Annotated in this window: 13 protein-coding genes; 1 reads left to right on the forward strand and 12 read right to left on the reverse strand. The window is 69.7% G+C overall.

The window, feature by feature from the left end; genetic code table 11:
• Positions 1-24: 24 nt before the first annotated feature.
• Positions 25-684, reverse strand: coding sequence for a ThuA domain-containing protein (locus ACIBLA_RS19950; RefSeq protein WP_399199313.1), 660 nt, complete (start codon positions 682-684; stop codon positions 25-27).
• Positions 681-1,877, reverse strand: a complete 1,197-nt coding sequence (locus ACIBLA_RS19955; protein WP_399199314.1) for a mandelate racemase/muconate lactonizing enzyme family protein — start codon at positions 1,875-1,877, stop codon at positions 681-683. Before ACIBLA_RS19955 ends, ACIBLA_RS19950 begins: the two co-directional genes overlap by 4 nt.
• 278 nt (positions 1,878-2,155) lie before the next feature.
• Here ACIBLA_RS19955 and ACIBLA_RS19960 point away from each other — a divergent pair, with 278 nt between their 5' ends.
• Positions 2,156-2,905, forward strand: a complete 750-nt coding sequence (locus tag ACIBLA_RS19960) for a FadR/GntR family transcriptional regulator (RefSeq protein WP_399199315.1) — start codon at positions 2,156-2,158, stop codon at positions 2,903-2,905.
• 50 nt (positions 2,906-2,955) lie between these two features.
• Here the strand turns inward: ACIBLA_RS19960 and ACIBLA_RS19965 are convergent, their stop codons facing one another.
• From ACIBLA_RS19965 to ACIBLA_RS20010, 10 genes are all read right to left on the reverse strand, one after another.
• A complete protein-coding gene (locus tag ACIBLA_RS19965; protein ID WP_399199316.1) occupies positions 2,956-6,114 on the reverse strand; it encodes a carbohydrate-binding protein in 3,159 nt (1,052 codons plus the stop codon).
• 202 nt (positions 6,115-6,316) lie between these two features.
• Positions 6,317-6,658 (reverse strand): L-rhamnose mutarotase, encoded by a 342-nt coding sequence (locus tag ACIBLA_RS19970; RefSeq protein ID WP_329391160.1) that lies wholly within the window; start codon positions 6,656-6,658, stop codon positions 6,317-6,319.
• A 37-nt stretch (positions 6,659-6,695) separates the two neighbouring features.
• Entirely contained in the window at positions 6,696-7,538 is an 843-nt protein-coding gene (locus ACIBLA_RS19975; protein ID WP_363242661.1) for a carbohydrate ABC transporter permease, read from the reverse strand.
• Complete coding sequence (locus ACIBLA_RS19980) at positions 7,535-8,446, reverse strand: sugar ABC transporter permease (protein ID WP_363242662.1); 912 nt, start codon at positions 8,444-8,446, stop codon at positions 7,535-7,537. The genes ACIBLA_RS19975 and ACIBLA_RS19980 overlap by 4 nt, the downstream gene beginning before the upstream one ends.
• Positions 8,447-8,448: 2 nt before the next feature.
• Positions 8,449-9,714 (reverse strand): ABC transporter substrate-binding protein, encoded by a 1,266-nt coding sequence (locus ACIBLA_RS19985; protein ID WP_363242663.1) that lies wholly within the window; start codon positions 9,712-9,714, stop codon positions 8,449-8,451.
• 81 nt (positions 9,715-9,795) lie between these two features.
• Positions 9,796-11,241: a hypothetical protein gene (locus ACIBLA_RS19990; RefSeq protein ID WP_363242664.1), complete on the reverse strand. Its 1,446-nt coding sequence runs from the start codon at positions 11,239-11,241 to the stop codon at positions 9,796-9,798.
• Between the two features lie 20 nt (positions 11,242-11,261).
• Positions 11,262-12,260: an aldo/keto reductase gene (locus tag ACIBLA_RS19995; RefSeq protein WP_399199317.1), complete on the reverse strand. Its 999-nt coding sequence runs from the start codon at positions 12,258-12,260 to the stop codon at positions 11,262-11,264.
• A 5-nt stretch (positions 12,261-12,265) separates the two neighbouring features.
• On the reverse strand, positions 12,266-13,288 hold the full coding sequence (locus tag ACIBLA_RS20000) for a hydroxyacid dehydrogenase (RefSeq protein WP_399199318.1): 1,023 nt from the start codon (positions 13,286-13,288) through the stop codon (positions 12,266-12,268).
• Positions 13,285-14,502 carry a mandelate racemase/muconate lactonizing enzyme family protein gene (locus tag ACIBLA_RS20005; RefSeq protein WP_363242682.1) on the reverse strand — a complete coding sequence of 406 codons (1,218 nt, stop codon included), beginning with the start codon at positions 14,500-14,502 and terminating at the stop codon, positions 13,285-13,287. Before ACIBLA_RS20005 ends, ACIBLA_RS20000 begins: the two co-directional genes overlap by 4 nt.
• A gap of 452 nt (positions 14,503-14,954) precedes the next feature.
• Entirely contained in the window at positions 14,955-16,121 is a 1,167-nt protein-coding gene (locus tag ACIBLA_RS20010; protein ID WP_399199319.1) for a GntR family transcriptional regulator, read from the reverse strand.
• Positions 16,122-16,374 lie beyond the last annotated feature (253 nt).

The following is a 16,374-nucleotide window of genomic DNA, read 5'->3' on the forward strand; positions in this document are numbered from 1 at the left end:
CGCGCCGGTCCGGCCCAGGGACGTTCAGCGGGCCGCCCACTCCAGACCCCGCTCGACGATCGTCGCCGTCTGCGGCACTTCGAGGTCCGCGACGCGGTGGCCGAGGGTGCACACGAAGACCTTTCCCGCTCCCCAGCGCCGGGTCCACACCACGGGGAACTCGACCGGCTCGTCCCACTGGTCCCCGGTGGGGTGGAGCACCGAACTCGCCAGCACGCTGTTGAGTCCGTCCGTCAGTACCCAGTAGTGCTCGGTGACGACGTCGTAGTCCCCGACGCCCGCGGTGATCGCCGCGTCCCGCACCGGCGACGGGGCGATCCGTACGGTGAAGTCCTGAAAGCCCTCCGGGTGCCAGAGGAACCGTCCTCCGACCATCCGCAGGTACCGCGCGCTGCCGACGTTCGTCCCGATGACGCCGGCGTGCCAGCCGGCGAATCCCGTGCCCGCCTCCACGGCCGAGACCAACGTGGCCTCCTGGAGCGGGCTCAGCTCGCCCCCTGACCACGAGTGCACGATCAGGTCGGTGGCGGCGAGCAGCGCCGCGTCCTCGTAGACCGCGAGATCCTCGGCGACCGTGATGTCGAACCCGGCGCGCTCCAGCCGGGGCACGAACAACCCGGTGCAGCCGACCGGATCGTGTCCCTCCCAGCCTCCACGGACCACCAGGGCCCTGCGCGCGGTCACTTGGCGATCTCCTCGTGCCGGCGCCGGCCTCCGGCGATGTGCCCCGTGGTCCCGCCCTGCGCGGGTGCGAGCCGCAGTCCGGCGTCGGCCGGGCGTACGTGCGGACCACCCGGGACGGACCACCGGCCGGACACGGACTGTGCGGCGATCTCCTTCTCGTCCACCTCGATGCCCAGTCCCGGCGAGTCGCCGAGGACGATCCCGCCGTCGGCGATCTCCTGGTCCACCCGCAGGCCGACCGGGAAGTTCAAGTCCTGTACCTCGGTGACCAGATGGTTGGGCACGGCCGCGGCCGCGTGCGCCATCGGGTTCCCGTTGTACCCCACCGGGCTCACCGGCAGGCTGTGGCCGTACGCGATCGTCGAGACCCGCAGGAAGTGGGTGATGCCCCACACACTCCCGGTCTGCACGACCCCCACCGCCTCGGCGTCGAGCAGCGCCCGGTAGTGCTCAAGACCCGTCAGGTTCTCGCCCGTTGCGACGGCGGCGCGGATGCCCGCCGCGACGGCGCGGTGTCCGGCGGCGTCCCACCGCCGGACCGGTTCCTCGATCCAGGTGAGGTCGACGCGGTCCTCGACGGAGCGGGCGAGGCGCACGGCCTGTTGGGCTCCCCAGGACTCGTTGACGTCGTACATCAGCGCGGGGCGTTCGCTGTTGACCCGCAGAACGTCACGGACGGCGGTGAGACGCCGCACGTCCCGGTCGACGTCCAGCCCACCCTTGACCTTTGCCCCCGAGAAGCCTCGTTCGACCCACCGCTCGTAGAACGCCACCAGCTCGTCGTCGGTGAGTGCGTACTCCAGGCCCGAGGCGTAGCCTGGCACGAAGCGGTCGGCGGCTCCCAGCGTCCGCCAGAGCGACTCCTGAGCGATCTTCGCCTTGAGGTCCCAGAGCGCCATGTCGAGCGCACCGATGGTCCCGAACACATGGCCGCCGTGACCGGACTTGAAGACGTAGGAGAGCATCCTGTCGTACAGCGAGGTGACCGCCCGCGGATCCTGGCCCTCGAGCGCGGGGAACACACGGTGCACATCGGGGTGACTTCCGAGGCCGACGCCGGTGAGACCCTCGTCGGTCTCCAGCAGCAGCACGGGTACCTCGGTGATCCCGCCTGCGACGACGCCGTTCACGTCGCCCACCGGTCGTCCCCACTTGTGCACCGTGGCAAGGGACCGGTATCCGGTGATTCGCATCGCTTCTCCTTGGTCCGCGCGCGTCAGCACCGTCACCATCTGCGGCGCGTGCCGTGGGAGGTCCGACCGGATGCGTGCGGGTACCTGCCGGGAGCGACGGGGCAGGGAGCGCCCGCGGGCGCCCGGCCGCCGGGGTGGCGTACGCGCCCTCGCCCCTCCCGCGACCGGTCAGTCGTAACTTGTGATACGAGTGATGACTCTAGCATGTTCCGCTAGCCTTGGAGCGTCGGACAGCGCGGGCCGGGCAACCTGCACACACCTTGGGAGTCTCTGACCAGATGAGTAAGCCATCCGCGGACACTGTTGCAGTGCCCCGCCATCGACGGCGTCGGCCACCGCTCGCCGCAGCGGTCGTCCAGAGCCTCGCGACGGCCATCGTGCTGGGGGAGTACCCCCCGGGAACGGCGCTCCCGTCGGCGGGTGATCTGTGCGAGGAGTACGAAGTGAGCCGCACCGTGATCCGCGAGGCGACCACGACGCTCGCCGAGAAGGGGCTGGTCGCAACCCGGCAGGGCTGGGGCACCGTTGTGCTCGACCAGGAGCAGTGGAGCCTGCTCGACCCGCTCGTCCTCGACGCGCTCTTCCAGCGGAAGGACCGCCTGGTCTTCCTGGACAACCTCATCGAGATCAGGACGACGCTGGAATGCGCGATGGCCGCCCGCGCGGCCCGGTGCATCGACGACGCCCAGGCGGCGGCGCTGTCGGCCAAGCTCGACGAACTGGCCTCTCTGCGGGACGATCCCACGGCCTATTCGCGGGCGGACATTGAGTTCCACGAGATCATCCACCGGGCGTCGCAGGACGCGTTCGGGCGGGCGATCGTCTACAGCATCCAGGGGAAGGCGGTCCGGTCGCCCCAGTACAGCGGTGATCCGACGCGCGAGGACATCGACCTCACCCACGAGGCGCACGCCCGGGTCGCGGCGGCCGTGCTCGCCAGGGACGCCGAGGGTGCGGCGGAGGCGATGCGCTTCCACATCACGTCGTCGTGGGAACGCCGTCGCCCGCAAGACACGACGGAGGCGTGAGAAGGCCGGGGCACCCGCCGCGCGGCGGATGCCCCGGCCCGGTCGGGGGCCTAACGCCCGGCCCCGCAGGCGCCCCCGTTCGTCCAGGGGCCGTTCGCCTCACCCGGAGTCTCGTTCCGTGTCCACCACTTCGCCGCCCACAGGCGCCCGTCGTGCGCGACCGTGTCACCGGCGCGGTGGACCGAGGAAGCCGTCCACGCCGGCACCGTGGTGCCCGCGCACGACACGGGCTTTCCGACCTCTGCCCAGGCGCCGGTGACGGACGTGCCCGGCTCCTCGCCGCGTGCGTACCACAGGGCGCCGTACGCCCGGCCGTCGCGGAAGACGGTGTCACCCGCGCCGTAGGTCTTGGAAGCGGACCAGCGGGTCGACCGGTACGTGTCGATCGCGCCCCGCAGCGCCGTGTCGGCGGCGTCGATCCGCTTCTGGGAGGCGTCGGTCGCCTCGCCGTCGTCGGTCGCGGCGGCGACGGCCTTCATAAGCGGCGGGCCATTCCCGCCCGGCTCGTCGGCGAGCGCCTTCTCCGCCCGGTCGACCGTGCTCCACAGAGCCTTGGCGTCGCCGCGGTGCGGACGCCCGATCCCCTCGGCGGTGACCCCGCGGTTCCACTCCGCGATCCACCCGGATCCGTACGACTGGGCGACCGTGCCGGAGCCGGAGAACTTCAGGGTGTCCAGGTCCAGACCCGTCTCCGTCACCGAAGTGGCCGACAGGCCACTGGTGTTGACCTTGTCGCTCCAGCGGGAGATGTTGAACACGGACGTCGGCTCGGAGAACGTCGCGTTCGTCTCGACGAACCCGGCCGGGCCCGCGGAGCCGATGGTCACCGCGTGGTCGATCTCGACCCGGGACGGCACCCAGACCGAATCGGGGTCCTCCCACACCATCGCCCGGCTGCACCCGTTGGTGCCGCTCGTCGAGTACGTGGCGCTGGTGCACACCTCGCCCGTCTCCGTCACCCGCGGGATGAACCAGTCGGTGATCTCCGGGTACGTGATCGGGGTGCCGTCGGAGTACCTCTGCTTCCCGTCCACGTAGTGCTCGTGCCAGGTGGCGACGGACTCCGGGGTCGCGCTGTACTTCTCACCCTCGCGAACGTCGAGGAACGCGTTGTAACGGCTCTCCAGCACCCAGCTGTTGGCCAGCGGCAGCCGCGTCTCGCCGTTCTTGTGGTAGATCCCGCCGTGGCCGGCGTGCTTCACGCCGATGAAGACGTTGTCGTTGACGGTGTTGCTGTGGCCGGAGTTGAGGTTGACGCCGGAGTTGGAGCCGTTCACCACGTTGTGGTGGAACCTGACGCCGGTCGCCCCGTCGTCCATGTACAGCGCGTCGTTGGAGCCGCCGATCTTCTCGAAGTGGTTGTAGCCGATCTCGTTGCCGAGATAGGTGAAGTCACGTCCCGCGTAGATGACGCCCATGTCGCCGGCGTTCTTCACCACGTCGTAGAAGTGGTTGTGATTGACTCGCATGTCGTTGCCCATGATCTGCACCGCCATGTGCGGCGCGTCGTGGACGTAGTTGTACTCGAACGAGTTGCCGACCCCGTACAGATAGCCGGCCGGGGTGTACGTGGCGAGTTTGGAGAAGCGCGCGATCTCGTTGTGGCGGGCGACGTTGTTCCCGCGCCGCAGGGTGGCGCGGTCGCCGCCGCCGAGCAGTACGCCTCCGCCGCCGAGGTCGTGCAGATAGGAGTTCTGCACGACGTTGTCGCGTCCGCCCTGCAGGGTCTCGTAGTCGGGCATGCTGGTGATCGTGTCCGTCGTACGGCCGATCCGGATCGCGTCCATGCTGACGTTGGAGATGTCGACCCCGTCGATGAGGGTCCCGACGGCGTCCAGCAGTTGCACTCCGCTGATGAGCGACCCGGTCATCGACAGGCCGCGCACCGTCACCCCCTGGGTGGAGTCCAGCAGCAGGAAGTTCTTGTCGAACGTCTGCAGCGTGGCGGTCATGCCCTCGACGGTGCCGCCCTGGGGACGGTAGTAGAGGACGTCGTTGTCGTTGTAGCGGTCGATGTAGTACTCACCGGCCGTGTCCATCTCCGACAGGACGTTGAGCACCTTGACCTTGGTCCAGGAGTCCTGCGGGATGTACATGGAGGGGTACTTGGCGTACAGCGTGTCGCCGCTCCACGACAGGATGCGCAGCATGTCGTTGGCGTAGTTGTTGCCGAGATAGCCGGAGATCCAGCCCTCGGTCTCGGACTTGGTGTTGTCGATGTCCTCGATCCACCGCGGGTCCAACTGGACCGGCACGTCCTTGTAGTCGCCGAAACCGCGGGTACCGAGGTCGTCCACCGCCGGCACCGCCTCGGGTGCCCACCGCCGGTAGCGGTCCGCCTCCGCCGCGCGCCCGCCGACGGTGAAGACCGACGGTGTCATGCGACGCATCTCCTCCGGGGTCCAGGTGTCCCGGCTCTCGCCGGCCGGGAGCTGCTGCTTCTTGTCTTCGAACTGGGCTCGGGGGGTAGTGCCGGAGCCGTTCCAGGCGCTCTCCGGACCGAAGCGGGCGTCCAGGTCCACGTTCATCAGGTCCCTGGGTCCGGCGGCGCCCCACTTGGCGCCCGTGCCCCACAGGTGGCAGTCGGTTTCCTTCGTGGAACAGCCGTTGCCGTTCGGGTACTCGGCGAGAACCTGGGTTCCGCCGTTCACCACGAGTTCCGGGGCGAAAGGCTGCTGGACCCAGTTGAAACCGTTCTTGTAGAGAGTGCCGGGGTCGATGCCGTGAGCACCCAGGTCGTACACATACACGCCCTCGCGCGACTCAGGGGTGTCCAGGCGGCTGTTGGAGGAGTACTGCGCCTCGGCGAGCGTCTCGTCGGAGAAGTCGGTGAGCTTCTTCCACCCCTCGGCCGGAAGCTCGTGCGACCCGGTGATCGTGACCTTCTCGCCCCTGTAGGCGGCGTACGTGACCCACGAGTTCTCCGGTCCCTCCAGCCGGATGGTGTCGTCGAGGACGTACGTGCCTCCCCGGATGTACACCGTGCCGCGCTCCTCGGCGGAGGTGCGGCCGGCCAGGGCGTCCCGCGCGGCGGTGATCGTCTTCAACGGAGCGTTCTTGGCGCCGCTGTTGCCGTCGTCGCCGTCGGAGGCCGATACGTGGACCGTCAGGTCCGCGGAGGAGGTGGCCGCTGCCGGGGCCGCCGACGCCGGGCCGGCCGCCGGCCCGCCGAGGCTCGTCATCAGCGCCAGCACGACGGAGGCCGTCACGATCCGCGCCTGTCGTCTCCCAGTTCTCACCATGGAGAAGCCTTTCGTTGGATGCCATGTTCCTGGCACGGCCGCGACGTGCGGGCCCGTGAGCCGCCCGGGACGAAGGCCGCAGGGCAGACAGGACATGTATGACATGTGCACAGTAGGGACCTGTGGGGGCGGGCACAAGGGTGGGGACGGCAGGAAACAGGGCCGGAATTCAGTCCAGGTGGAACACCTCCTCGGCGTTCACCCAGCGCTCGCTGGGCTCCGCCGAGTCGAGGGGCCGCTGGCAGGGGTCGGTCAGCGCCCACCACTCCCGGGTGGCCGGATCCGCGGCGACGGCGGCCATGTCGGCCTCGTAGTCGTCGCCGGTGTACTCGTAGTACGCGAACAGTGTGTGGTCACGCAGGAAGATGGAGTACGAGGTGATGTGGGCGCGCGACAGCGTGTCCAGCACCTGCACGGGGACGTTCCGGTGCAACTCCCGGTACCTCGCCTCCTGTTCAGGACGCAGATGGATCACGGATCCGACGCGGCGGGGGGTCCGGGGTGCGGACATGGCGATGGCTCCTTGGCGGGGACTTCGCGGACACCTCCTAGCCCTTGACGGCTCCCGCCGCGAGACCGCTCATGACGTGACGCTGCATCACGACGAAGATCACCAGGATCGGGATGACCGCGAGCAGCAGTGTCGGGAACACCTTGGTGTAGTCCGTGGAGTACTGGCCGACGGCCGCGTACACACCGGTGGTCACCGTGTAGACGCCGCTGCCGGGGCCGAGGATCATCTGCGGGCTGGCGAAGTCGTTCCAGACGCTCAGGGAGTTGAGGATGAACACGGTGGCCAGGATCGGCCGCATCAGCGGGACGATGATCCGCCACAGGGTGTAGTACCTGCCGGCCCCGTCGATGGCGGCCGCCTCGTCCAGCGACCTGGGCAGCATCCTGATGTAGCCGAAGAGGACGAACAGCGTGAACGGGACGGTGGTGGCCGTCATGAACAGGACGAGCCCCGGCACGGTCCCCATCAGACCGAACGCGCGCAGCACGAAGATGACCGGCACCAGGATCACCTGGGTCGGGATGAACATGCCCGCGATGAAGAAGAACAGCAGAATCCTGGAGATCAGTCTCGGCGTGCGTGCCAGTACGTACGCCGCCGGCGCGCACACGCCCATCGCGAGCGCGTTCACGCAGAGCACCAGGGCGATGGTGGTGCCGTACCCGTTCAGGATGCTGAAGTCCGGGTTGTTCCAGGCGTCCGCGAGGTACTGGAACGTGAGGGAGCCGAAGTCCAGCGTGAAGGGGTTGGCGAGGATGTCCTGCTGGCTCTTGAAGGCGTTGACCACCAGGATGTACATCGGCACGAGCATGCCGAGGGACACCAGGGTGATGAACACCACCCGCACGGTGGCCGCCGAGTTGAGTGTCTTCTTCATCCGATGGACTCCGCGTCGTCCTCGGCGCGCCTGCGCAGGACGAGGACCGTGAGGGACAGGACCGCGGCCGCGAGGATCAGCAGCACGGCCTGCGCCGATGCGAGGCCGATGTCCCGCTGCGGGAACGAGACCGCGAGGATCGAGTAGGCGAGGGTCTTGGTGGACCCCGCGGGGCCGCCTCCGGTCAGCGACACCACGACGTCGTACGTCTTGAGGAGCGAGATGCCCGAGGTGAGCACGGCGACCGTCACCGTGGAGGCGAGCGAGGGCCAGGTGACGGCACGGAACGTCTGCCATCTGCCCGCGCCGTCGAGCCTCGCCGCCTCCAGCAGGTCCGCCGACACGGCCTGGAGACCTGCCAGATAGAGGATCAGCTGGACGCCGAACAGGGACCAGGCGATGACGGTGATCATCGACCAGAGTGCCCAGTCGGGGTCGCTGAGGAAGGGCAGGCTGTCGGTGCCGACCTTCTCCAGCATGGTGTTGACCACGCCCTGCGGCCCGAGGATGGCCTGCCACAGGAAGCCGACGACCAACGCGCTGAGCACGTGCGGATAGAACATGACCACGCGGCCGAAGGTGTTGAACCGGTTGGTGCGTTGCAGGAGCAGCGCGAGCCCCAGAGCCGCGAGGTTCACCACGATCGCGCCCACCACGGCCACCACGGCGGTGACCACCATGATGCGGGTCATGTCGTCGGAGTCGAAGATGTGCCGGTAGTTCTCCAGACCGACGAACTCGGGGACCCGGCTGGGGAATCCGTTGTACTTGGTGAAGCTGTAGTAGACGGCGTAGACCACCGGGACGACCAGCAGAGCGGCGTAGATGAGCACCGCGGGGACGACCATGCTGACGGCAGCGCCGGCGTCGCGCCATCTCCGCGGCCGCGAAATGGATTTCAGTGCCATGGTCAGCGGTTCTCGTCGACCCACTGGTCGATGGCCTTGGCGGCGTCCGCCGGGCTCGCTCCCGTGTAGAGGCTCTGCGCGACCTCGGTGAACTTCGGGTTGAAGCCCGTCACGGGCAGCCGGACATTGCCCTGGCCTTCGCCGACGGCGACCAGTTCGGGAGCGTCGTCGAGAACACCCTGGATCTGGGCGTCGACACCGGTCTGCTCGACCTCGGAGCCCTGGCGGAACACTCCGTCGGAGCCGAGCTGAGTCTCCACGGCAGCCGGGTCCGTGACCAGGTACTCCACCAGTTGTCTGGCGCCGTCCGCGTCGGTGGCGTCCTTGCTCACCATGTACGGGTTGGCCATGGTGGCGCCCTGCGGACCCGGGTGGCTCTCGCCGTCCTCGACCGGCGGGGAGAACACGCCCACCTCGAAGGGAAGCTTTCCGGCCTTGTCGAGCGTGGCGGCGAACCAACTGCCGTTGGTGTAGAGGCCCACCTTGCCCGCGACGAAGTTGCCGTCCGCCTGCGAGGGGTTGAGACCGACGTCGCTCTTGGCTATGTAGCCGGCGTCTATCCACTCCGCGTACTTCTGGAACGCCGGCTCGTAGGCGTCGCCGACGGCGAGTTCTCCGTCCTTGACGGCGCTCTGCCACTTCGGATGCGCCTGGTTGAGCGTGGGGTGGAAGACCTGCTGGAGCTGGAGACCGGTCATGTAGTCCCCGGCGGTCTGCATCGGCGTGTAACCGGCCTTCTTCAGCGCGGCCATGTCGTCCGCCAGGCCGTCCCAGGTCGTGGGGGTCTCCTTGATGCCGGCCTTCTCGAAGGCGGTCTTGTTGTAGTAGACGAGCGACTGCGTCTGGGTGCCGACACCGACCGCGTAGTGCGCGTCGCCGAGGGCGTACTCGTCGAACATCGGGGTGTCCTTGGCCCAGTCCTCGTCGGTCAGGTCGAGCAGTTCGGGGGCCGTGTCGTCGTCGGGGAAGATCGACTGGATGACGTCGGGCGCGGTCCCCGCAGCCAGCTGCTGAGGGAAGGACTCGGCCACGGACTTGCCGGTCGGCCCCTCGATCTTCACCTTCAGACCGGTCTCGTCCTCGAACGGCTTGACCAGCTTCTCCCAGTAGGCCTGGTCCAGGTTGTCGGTCAGGTTGACCATCATCCGGATCTCGCCGTCCTCGCCGCCGGACTGGCCGGTACCCGAGGAGCAGGCCGCGAGGAGCGTCAGTGGAACCACGGCGGCGAGGGCGGCGAGGCGCGCCGTGCTCCCTCTGTTGGCAGACATCATTGTCGTCTCTCTTTTCCTTCGGCGGAAACGGGGATCAGCATTCACCGGACAGTGAGGGGTGGGACGTGCGGTCCGGCGTCACAGTCGGCCCCGGTAGGGCAGGGGGCCCACGGCCGTGATGTCGGTGGGGGCTTCCTCGCGGTCGACGCGGTAGATACCGTCGTTGGCGACGAAGAACTCGGGAACGCGCGGGTAGTGAAGGTTCTCGGGCAGCGGCTCGCGGTCGGTCCAGGAGAAGAACTCCCGGGCGAACGTGTCCATGTCCTTGCGGCCGTAGAGGTGCAGGTCCCCCGCGGTGAGCGGGGAGCGTACGCACCAATGGACACCTGACTCGGCCCAGAAGGCACGGTCGCTGATCAGCACCGACTGCCGCTCCCTGGGGGCGAACACCGTGTCCCAGAACCCGTCGCCCGGACCCAGTTCGGCCATCAGGAACATCAGGTCGTGGGCGTGCCAGGCGGTGCTGGGCGCGATGTCGGCCTCGGTGTGCCAGCCACTGGCGGAGGCGAAGTAGCCGCCGGGTGTCTGGTAGTGGGTGTAGGTCGCCAAACACGCCTCGGTGAAGGCTGTCAGCTCGGCGTCCGGTTCCTCGGCCAGCACCTCGTGGATGCCGTAGAGGGTGAGTCCCATGCCCGCGATCAGCATGGGCGTGTCCGTCTTCAGGGAACGGCCGTCCCGCACGTACCAGTAACGGTGGTAGCGGGTGGCGCCCGTGGCGTCGGTCCAGGCGGAACGTACGACGTGCCGGCACAGGCGCTTCGCCTCGGCCAGCAGGCCCGGGTCGCCGTAGGCGCGGTAGCCGAGCACCAGGGGGACGATCATGAGGCCGTAGTACTCGGCCGGCTCCAGGATGCCGCCCTCGGTGCGGTCACGCACCGTACGGAAGGTTCCGGCGCTCTCCGCGTCGGGCACCCCCCGGTGGTGGAAGAGGCCGATCAGGGTGGCGAGATCCTCGGGTATCTGGCCCGCGTAGGTCTTGTCGTCGGCCAGTTCGGTGTAGAGCTGTTTGACCCAGACCCGTGCGTACTCCTGGTTGCAGGTGCCGTCCTCGCCGGCCCGGCCGCCCCCGTACATCTCGCAGGCGTCCAGGTTGCGCCGGACGGCGGCCAGCGCGCGGCTCACCTCGTCGGCGGGCAGCAGATGACGGGCGTGCTTCAGTGCCAGGAGCATGCCGAGGCTGCCGACGGCGTTGTGGATGAGCCCGGTGGTGGCCGACTCGCCGACCTGGAAGCCGATGTGCTGGTACTGGCCGTCGGCCTGCAACTCGGTGGACTGGTAGCGAATCAGCCGCCGCAGCAGGTCGACGCCCCGCTCGTCGGGCTGCTCGGCCAACGCCTGGGCGAAGGCGCCGACGGCCGGACCCGCGAAGGTGGTGTGTCCGCTGGTGAAGTCGAGGAAGGTGAACGGATTCGTCCCCCACACGCTGTGGTTGTGGAAGCCGTTGATCGCGCCTTCGTCCGTCACCCAGCTGTGCAGCCAGCCGGCCAGCGCGGCCGTGTCCGGCTTGGTCGTGCGGTGTTCCATGGCGTTCCTTCCGGGGTGGTTCACACGGCCGCGCGGGTCGGCGTCGGGGGGCCTTCGGGAAGTAGTCCGAGCGCGGTCAGTTCGTCCCAGAGCGCGTCGGGTACGCAGGCCGTCAGCCGGTCGGCGTTGGTCCGGGACTGGCCGGCGTCCCGGGCTCCGAGCACCACCGACGTGACCCCGGGATGGAGCAGGGGGTAGGCGAGTGCGGCCTCCGGCAGGGTGATGCCGTGGCGTTCGCAGACGTCAGCAATCGCGGTGGCACGGCGGGTCAGTTCGGGGGAGGCGGGCCGGTAGTCGTAGCTGGCGTCGGCCGGCGGACGCGGCGCCGCGAGCAGCCCGGAGTTGTAGACCGCCGCAGCGACGACGCCCACGCCGCGCTCCCGGGCGAGCGGCAGCAGTTCGGCCTGGGCGGAGTGGTCGAGCAGGGTGTGACGGCCGGCCACCATGACGATGTCGGTGTCGCAGCGGCGGACGAACTCCGTGAGCATCGCGGCCTGGTTCATGCCCGCGCCCACCGCCTTCACTACACCTTGGTCCCGGAGTTCCACGAGGGCGTCGAAGCCCGTGGTGGACGCCGCGTGCCAGTGTTCGTCCGGGTCGTGGAGGTAGACGACGTCGATGTGGTCGAGGCCCAGGCGTTCCAGGCTGCCCTCCAGCGAGCGCAGGACTCCGTCCCTGCTGAAGTCCCAGCTCCGGCGGAACGCCGCGGGCACTGCGAATCCGCCGTCGTCGAGGAGATGCGCGGTCTCCGGACTCGGCTCCAGCAGCCGCCCCACCTTGGTGGAGACGGTGTACTCCTCGCGGGGCCGCCGCGCGAGCGCGGCACCCAGGCGGCGTTCGGAGAGCCCGAGTCCGTAGTGCGGAGCCGTGTCGAAGTACCGGACACCGCTTTCCCAGGCCGAGTCGACGGCGCCCCGGGCGTCCTCGTCGCTGGTCACGCGAGCGAGGTTCCCCAGCTGGGCCGCTCCGAGGCCGAGTTCGGTCAGCACGGGGGAGCGCGGGCAGACGCGGGTACGCATCCGGCTCACCGGACCCTCGTACGCGCCGAGAACGCCAGGTCCTCGGGATGGGCGAAGGGGAGGCCCGCGGCGAACCGCTCCACCTCGCCGGCGACGGCGTCGCCGATGCGGTGCAGCTCACCCCCCATGGAACCGGCTGTGTGCGGGGTGAGCAGGACGTTGTCGAGCGTCCACAGTTCGCTGTCGGCGGCGGGCGGCTCCGGGTCGGTGACGTCGAGCACGGCGTCGATCCGGCCGGTGCGCAGTTCGGCGGTCAGCGCCTCCTGGTCGACGACGGCGCCGCGTGCCGTGTTCACCAGCGTCGCTCCGTCGCGCATCAGGGCGAGCCGCCCCGCGTCGATCTGCCCCCGCGTCGTGGGCGTCAGGGGCTGGTGCAGTGAGATCACCTGGCTGCTCCTCATGAGTTCGTCGAGCTCCACCGGCCGCGCGCCGAGGCCGGCGGCCTCCTCCGGCGCGAGCGTAGGGTCGTACAGGAGCACGTCCAGGTCGTAGGGGCGCAGCAGGTCGAGGACCGTGCGGCCCACTGCGGAGGCGCCGACGATGCCCACGGTCTGCCGGTAGTTGCCGAACCCCTCGGGCACGGCGAAGTTGTCCGGCGGAGTCCGGGTCCGCCGGTAGGCGCGTCCCGCCGGCAGGACGCGCTTCCCGGCCAGCAGGATCATGGCGAGCGCGTACTCGGCCACGGGCCGGGAGTTGGCGACGCGGGCGTTGGCCGCGACCACTCCACGGGCGGCGAACGCCGCGGGGTCCTCCAGACAGGTCGCGGCGACCCCACCCGCGTAGATCACGGCCCGCAGCCGCGCGGTGTACGGCAGGTGGGCGACCCGGACGACGGGCGCGTTCCAGCCCGCGACCAGGATGTCGACCCCGGCCAGCGCGTCCCGGGAACGCGCGGAGTCCAGCTCCGTGAGAACGAGATCCGTGTCGATGTCGGCGGCACGGTGCAGGCGGGCGAGTGCGTCCTCGTCGAAAAGGGACCGGGCCAGCCGCGGGGGGTTCATGGACAGCACGGCACGTGGTCGCGTCACGGGGATGCCTCCCTCTCGCTCCGGCCGTCGCGCGTCGGGCGTTCGGCGTCGGTACGGGCGCGGCGGCCGTCCGAGCCGGACTCGGCCACGAGACGCAGACCGGCGGCGACCGGCCGTACGTGCGGCCCGGCGGGCTGGGACCACCCGGCTGTCCCGTCCAGGCGCGCGAGGGCCGCTTCGTCCACCGAGATGCCGAGGCCGGGGGAGTCGCCGAGGACGATGCCGTCGTCCGCGATCACCTGGTCGACCGTGAGGCCCACGGGGGTGGCGGTGTCCTGCACCTCGGTGACCAGATGGTTGGGTGCCGCGGCGGCGGCGTGGGCGAGCGGGTTGCCTTCGTAGCCGACCGGGCTGACCGGCAGATCCTGGCCGTGCGCGAGGACGGCGACGCGCAGGAAATGGGTGATGCCCCAGACGCTGCCGGTCTGCACCACCTGGACGGCGTCCGCGGCCAGCAGGGGGCGGAACTGTTCGAGGCCGGTCAGGTTCTCGCCGGAGGCGACGGCGGTGCGGGCCGCACGGCCCACGGCGCGGTTGCCCGCCACGTCCCAACGGCGCACCGGCTCCTCGATCCAGGCGATCTCGACCTGGTCCTCGATACGGGCGAGGAGGCGGACCGCCTGGTGCCTGCCCCAGGTCTCGTTGACGTCCAGCATCAGGGCGGGGGAGCGGGTGTTGTCGCGCAGTACCTCCGCCACCGCGGTCAGCCGGCGGATGTCGCTGTCCGGGTCGAGACCACCCTTGATCTTGGCGCTGGTGAAGCCGCGTTCCGCCCAGTCCGCGTACAGCGCCACCAGTTCGTCGTCCCCGAGCGCGATGTCGAGGCCCGAGGCGTAACCGGGCACGAAGCGGTCGGCGGCGCCGAGCGTGCGCCACAGGGGCTCCTCGGCCATCTTCGCCTTGAGGTCCCAGAGCGCCATGTCGAAGGCGCCGATGGTGCCGAAGACGGCGCCGCCGTGACCGCTCTTGAACGTGTGGGCCAGCATCCGGTCGTAGAGCGCGGTGACAGCGCGCGGATCGTGGCCCTCGACGGCGGGGAAGATTCGTTCCGCCGCGGCATGGGCGCCGAGCCCCACACCGGTGAGACCGGCGTCGGTGTCGACCAGCAGGACCGGGACTTCGGTGATTCCGTTCGCGACGAAGCCGTTCGCGTCTCCGACGGGGCGGCCCCAGTTGTGCACGGTCCGGAGGGTCCGGTATCCGGTGATCTTGATGTGCTCCCCCCTCTGCGTCCTCGTTCGCCGTCCCGGGCGGAGGTGATGTCGCCTCCGGGACGCCGCCGAGGTGGCCGGTACGTCCCTGGCTCGGGTAGGTCTCGGGAGCGAGTCACGATCGCGGGCCATGGGGGAGCGCGTCGGGACGCGTGGCTCGCGGTCGACGACCGCACCTTGCTGGATGTTCCGCGGTGACTCTTCGTCGGGGCGGGGAACGGCGTGGCACGCCGCCGGGGACCCGGACCGCGCCCTCAACAGTCGTAACGTATCATACAAGTGACGACCTGGAAGTCCCCCGTTAACATCCGGATGCGGCGCGTGGGGTGGGTGAGCTGGCACGCTTCGGCCGTGCGTGATCCGCGGAATCGGCGCGATCCCCCGCTCGTTGACCTGCGCGTACCCGTCCGCGTGGCGCTCCGGAGAGTGCGAGCGCCGGGACGGGTCCCCTCGCCTCACTGCCCGGAGGAGTCCTCCGGGGCCGCCCCTGCCGGATCGGAGAGGTGGCCGTCCACCTCACCCGCCGCGTGGGCGGCGAACATCGGACCCGCGACATCGGGATCCCCGGAGCGCAGGACGTCCAGCAGATCCGCGTGGTGCTCGGCCAGGGCGCCCCAGCCGCCGACGTAGCGCGGGTCGCCCAGCACATGCAGATCCCACAGGCTGGACTCGATCATGCGCCACAGGCGGATCAACGCGTCGTTGCGCGCGGCCTCGCAGACATGCCGGTGAAACGACATGTCGGCGCTGCGGAAGCCCGCGATGTCGCCCTTGTCCGCCGCGTGACGCAGGAGCGCCACGTCCTGCGCCAGCACTCTGGTGTGCTCGGCGTCCAGGTGGCCTGCCGTGCGGCGGGCCACGTACTCCTCGAACATGACCCGTATGTCGCGTACATCTTGTGCCTGCCGCTCGGAGATCCGTGCGACGTAACTGCCCCGGTGCGGCTGGGAGATGACCAGCCCTTCGTACGCCAGGCGCTTGATCGCCTCGCGGGGCGGAGCGTGGCTGGTGCCGACCCGTCGGGCGATCTCCGACTCCACCAGGCGCTGGCCCGGTACGAGTTCACCGCCGACGATCCACTCGCGCAGCAGGGTGTAGACGTGGTCGGAGAGCAACTGGCGTGGTCTGCGGGCCGGTAGCGGCGCAGACCTGCCGGCCTCCGACACCCGGGGGCGCTGGTGCCGGGGGTGTGGCTCCGGTGGTTCGGGGAGCTTGGCCGCCTGTTCGCGCCGGATGCGCGCCACCGTGGACTGTGACAGGCCCAGCGCCTTCGCCAGCGAGCGGGTGGAAGGCATCGGCGAGCCCTTCCCGGCCCGTGCCAGCAGCCCGGCGATGTGCGCCTCCGCCTCCTGCCTGGTGACGCTGCGCGGTCGACCCGGCCGGGGCGCGTCGCTCAGCCCGGCCGTACCCAGCCGCAGAAAGCGCTCACGCCACTTCGCCACCGTGGCCGGACTGACCTGGAGCCGCTGGGACACCTCCGCGTTGGTCAGACCCTCGGCGCAGGCCAGGACGATGCTGCCGCGCAGCCGGAGCGCCCCGGGCGGCCGACGCGAGTAGTCCGAGAGAGCCGCCCGGTCCTCCCGGCTGAGCTGCGGAAACGCCGACGGATCGGGAATTTTCATGGCGTCGCCACTCCATGGAAGCGTGGATTTATGACTCGGAGGGCAGGGACGGCGCCTGCCCCCCACGCATCAACTTATTGTTCACGCCCGCGTATTGACGGGGCCCGGGGGCGAACACCTTACTTGTCGTGCTCGATCAGTGACCCACCGGATCGTGCTCACCGATGCCCGCCGAGGAGGAAACGTTGCGTGATCGACGGACCGGGGGAGTGAGGCCGACAGAGCCCGCGCCACCTCGTTCGTCCACTCCTGA

The sequence above is a fragment of the Streptomyces sp. NPDC050433 genome, assembly GCF_044458565.1.
Classification (GTDB): Bacteria; Actinomycetota; Actinomycetes; order Streptomycetales; family Streptomycetaceae; genus Streptomyces.

Coding starts and splice junctions, on each gene's coding strand:
- ACIBLA_RS19955 (WP_399199314.1), bottom strand. CDS start 1,877: ATGCGAATCACCGGATACCGGTCCCTTGCCACGGTGCACAAGTGGGGA.
- ACIBLA_RS19960 (WP_399199315.1), top strand. CDS start 2,156: ATGAGTAAGCCATCCGCGGACACTGTTGCAGTGCCCCGCCATCGACGG.
- ACIBLA_RS19970 (WP_329391160.1), bottom strand. CDS start 6,658: ATGTCCGCACCCCGGACCCCCCGCCGCGTCGGATCCGTGATCCATCTG.
- ACIBLA_RS19975 (WP_363242661.1), bottom strand. CDS start 7,538: ATGAAGAAGACACTCAACTCGGCGGCCACCGTGCGGGTGGTGTTCATC.
- ACIBLA_RS19980 (WP_363242662.1), bottom strand. CDS start 8,446: ATGGCACTGAAATCCATTTCGCGGCCGCGGAGATGGCGCGACGCCGGC.
- ACIBLA_RS19985 (WP_363242663.1), bottom strand. CDS start 9,714: ATGTCTGCCAACAGAGGGAGCACGGCGCGCCTCGCCGCCCTCGCCGCC.
- ACIBLA_RS19990 (WP_363242664.1), bottom strand. CDS start 11,241: ATGGAACACCGCACGACCAAGCCGGACACGGCCGCGCTGGCCGGCTGG.
- ACIBLA_RS19995 (WP_399199317.1), bottom strand. CDS start 12,260: ATGCGTACCCGCGTCTGCCCGCGCTCCCCCGTGCTGACCGAACTCGGC.
- ACIBLA_RS20010 (WP_399199319.1), bottom strand. CDS start 16,121: ATGAAAATTCCCGATCCGTCGGCGTTTCCGCAGCTCAGCCGGGAGGAC.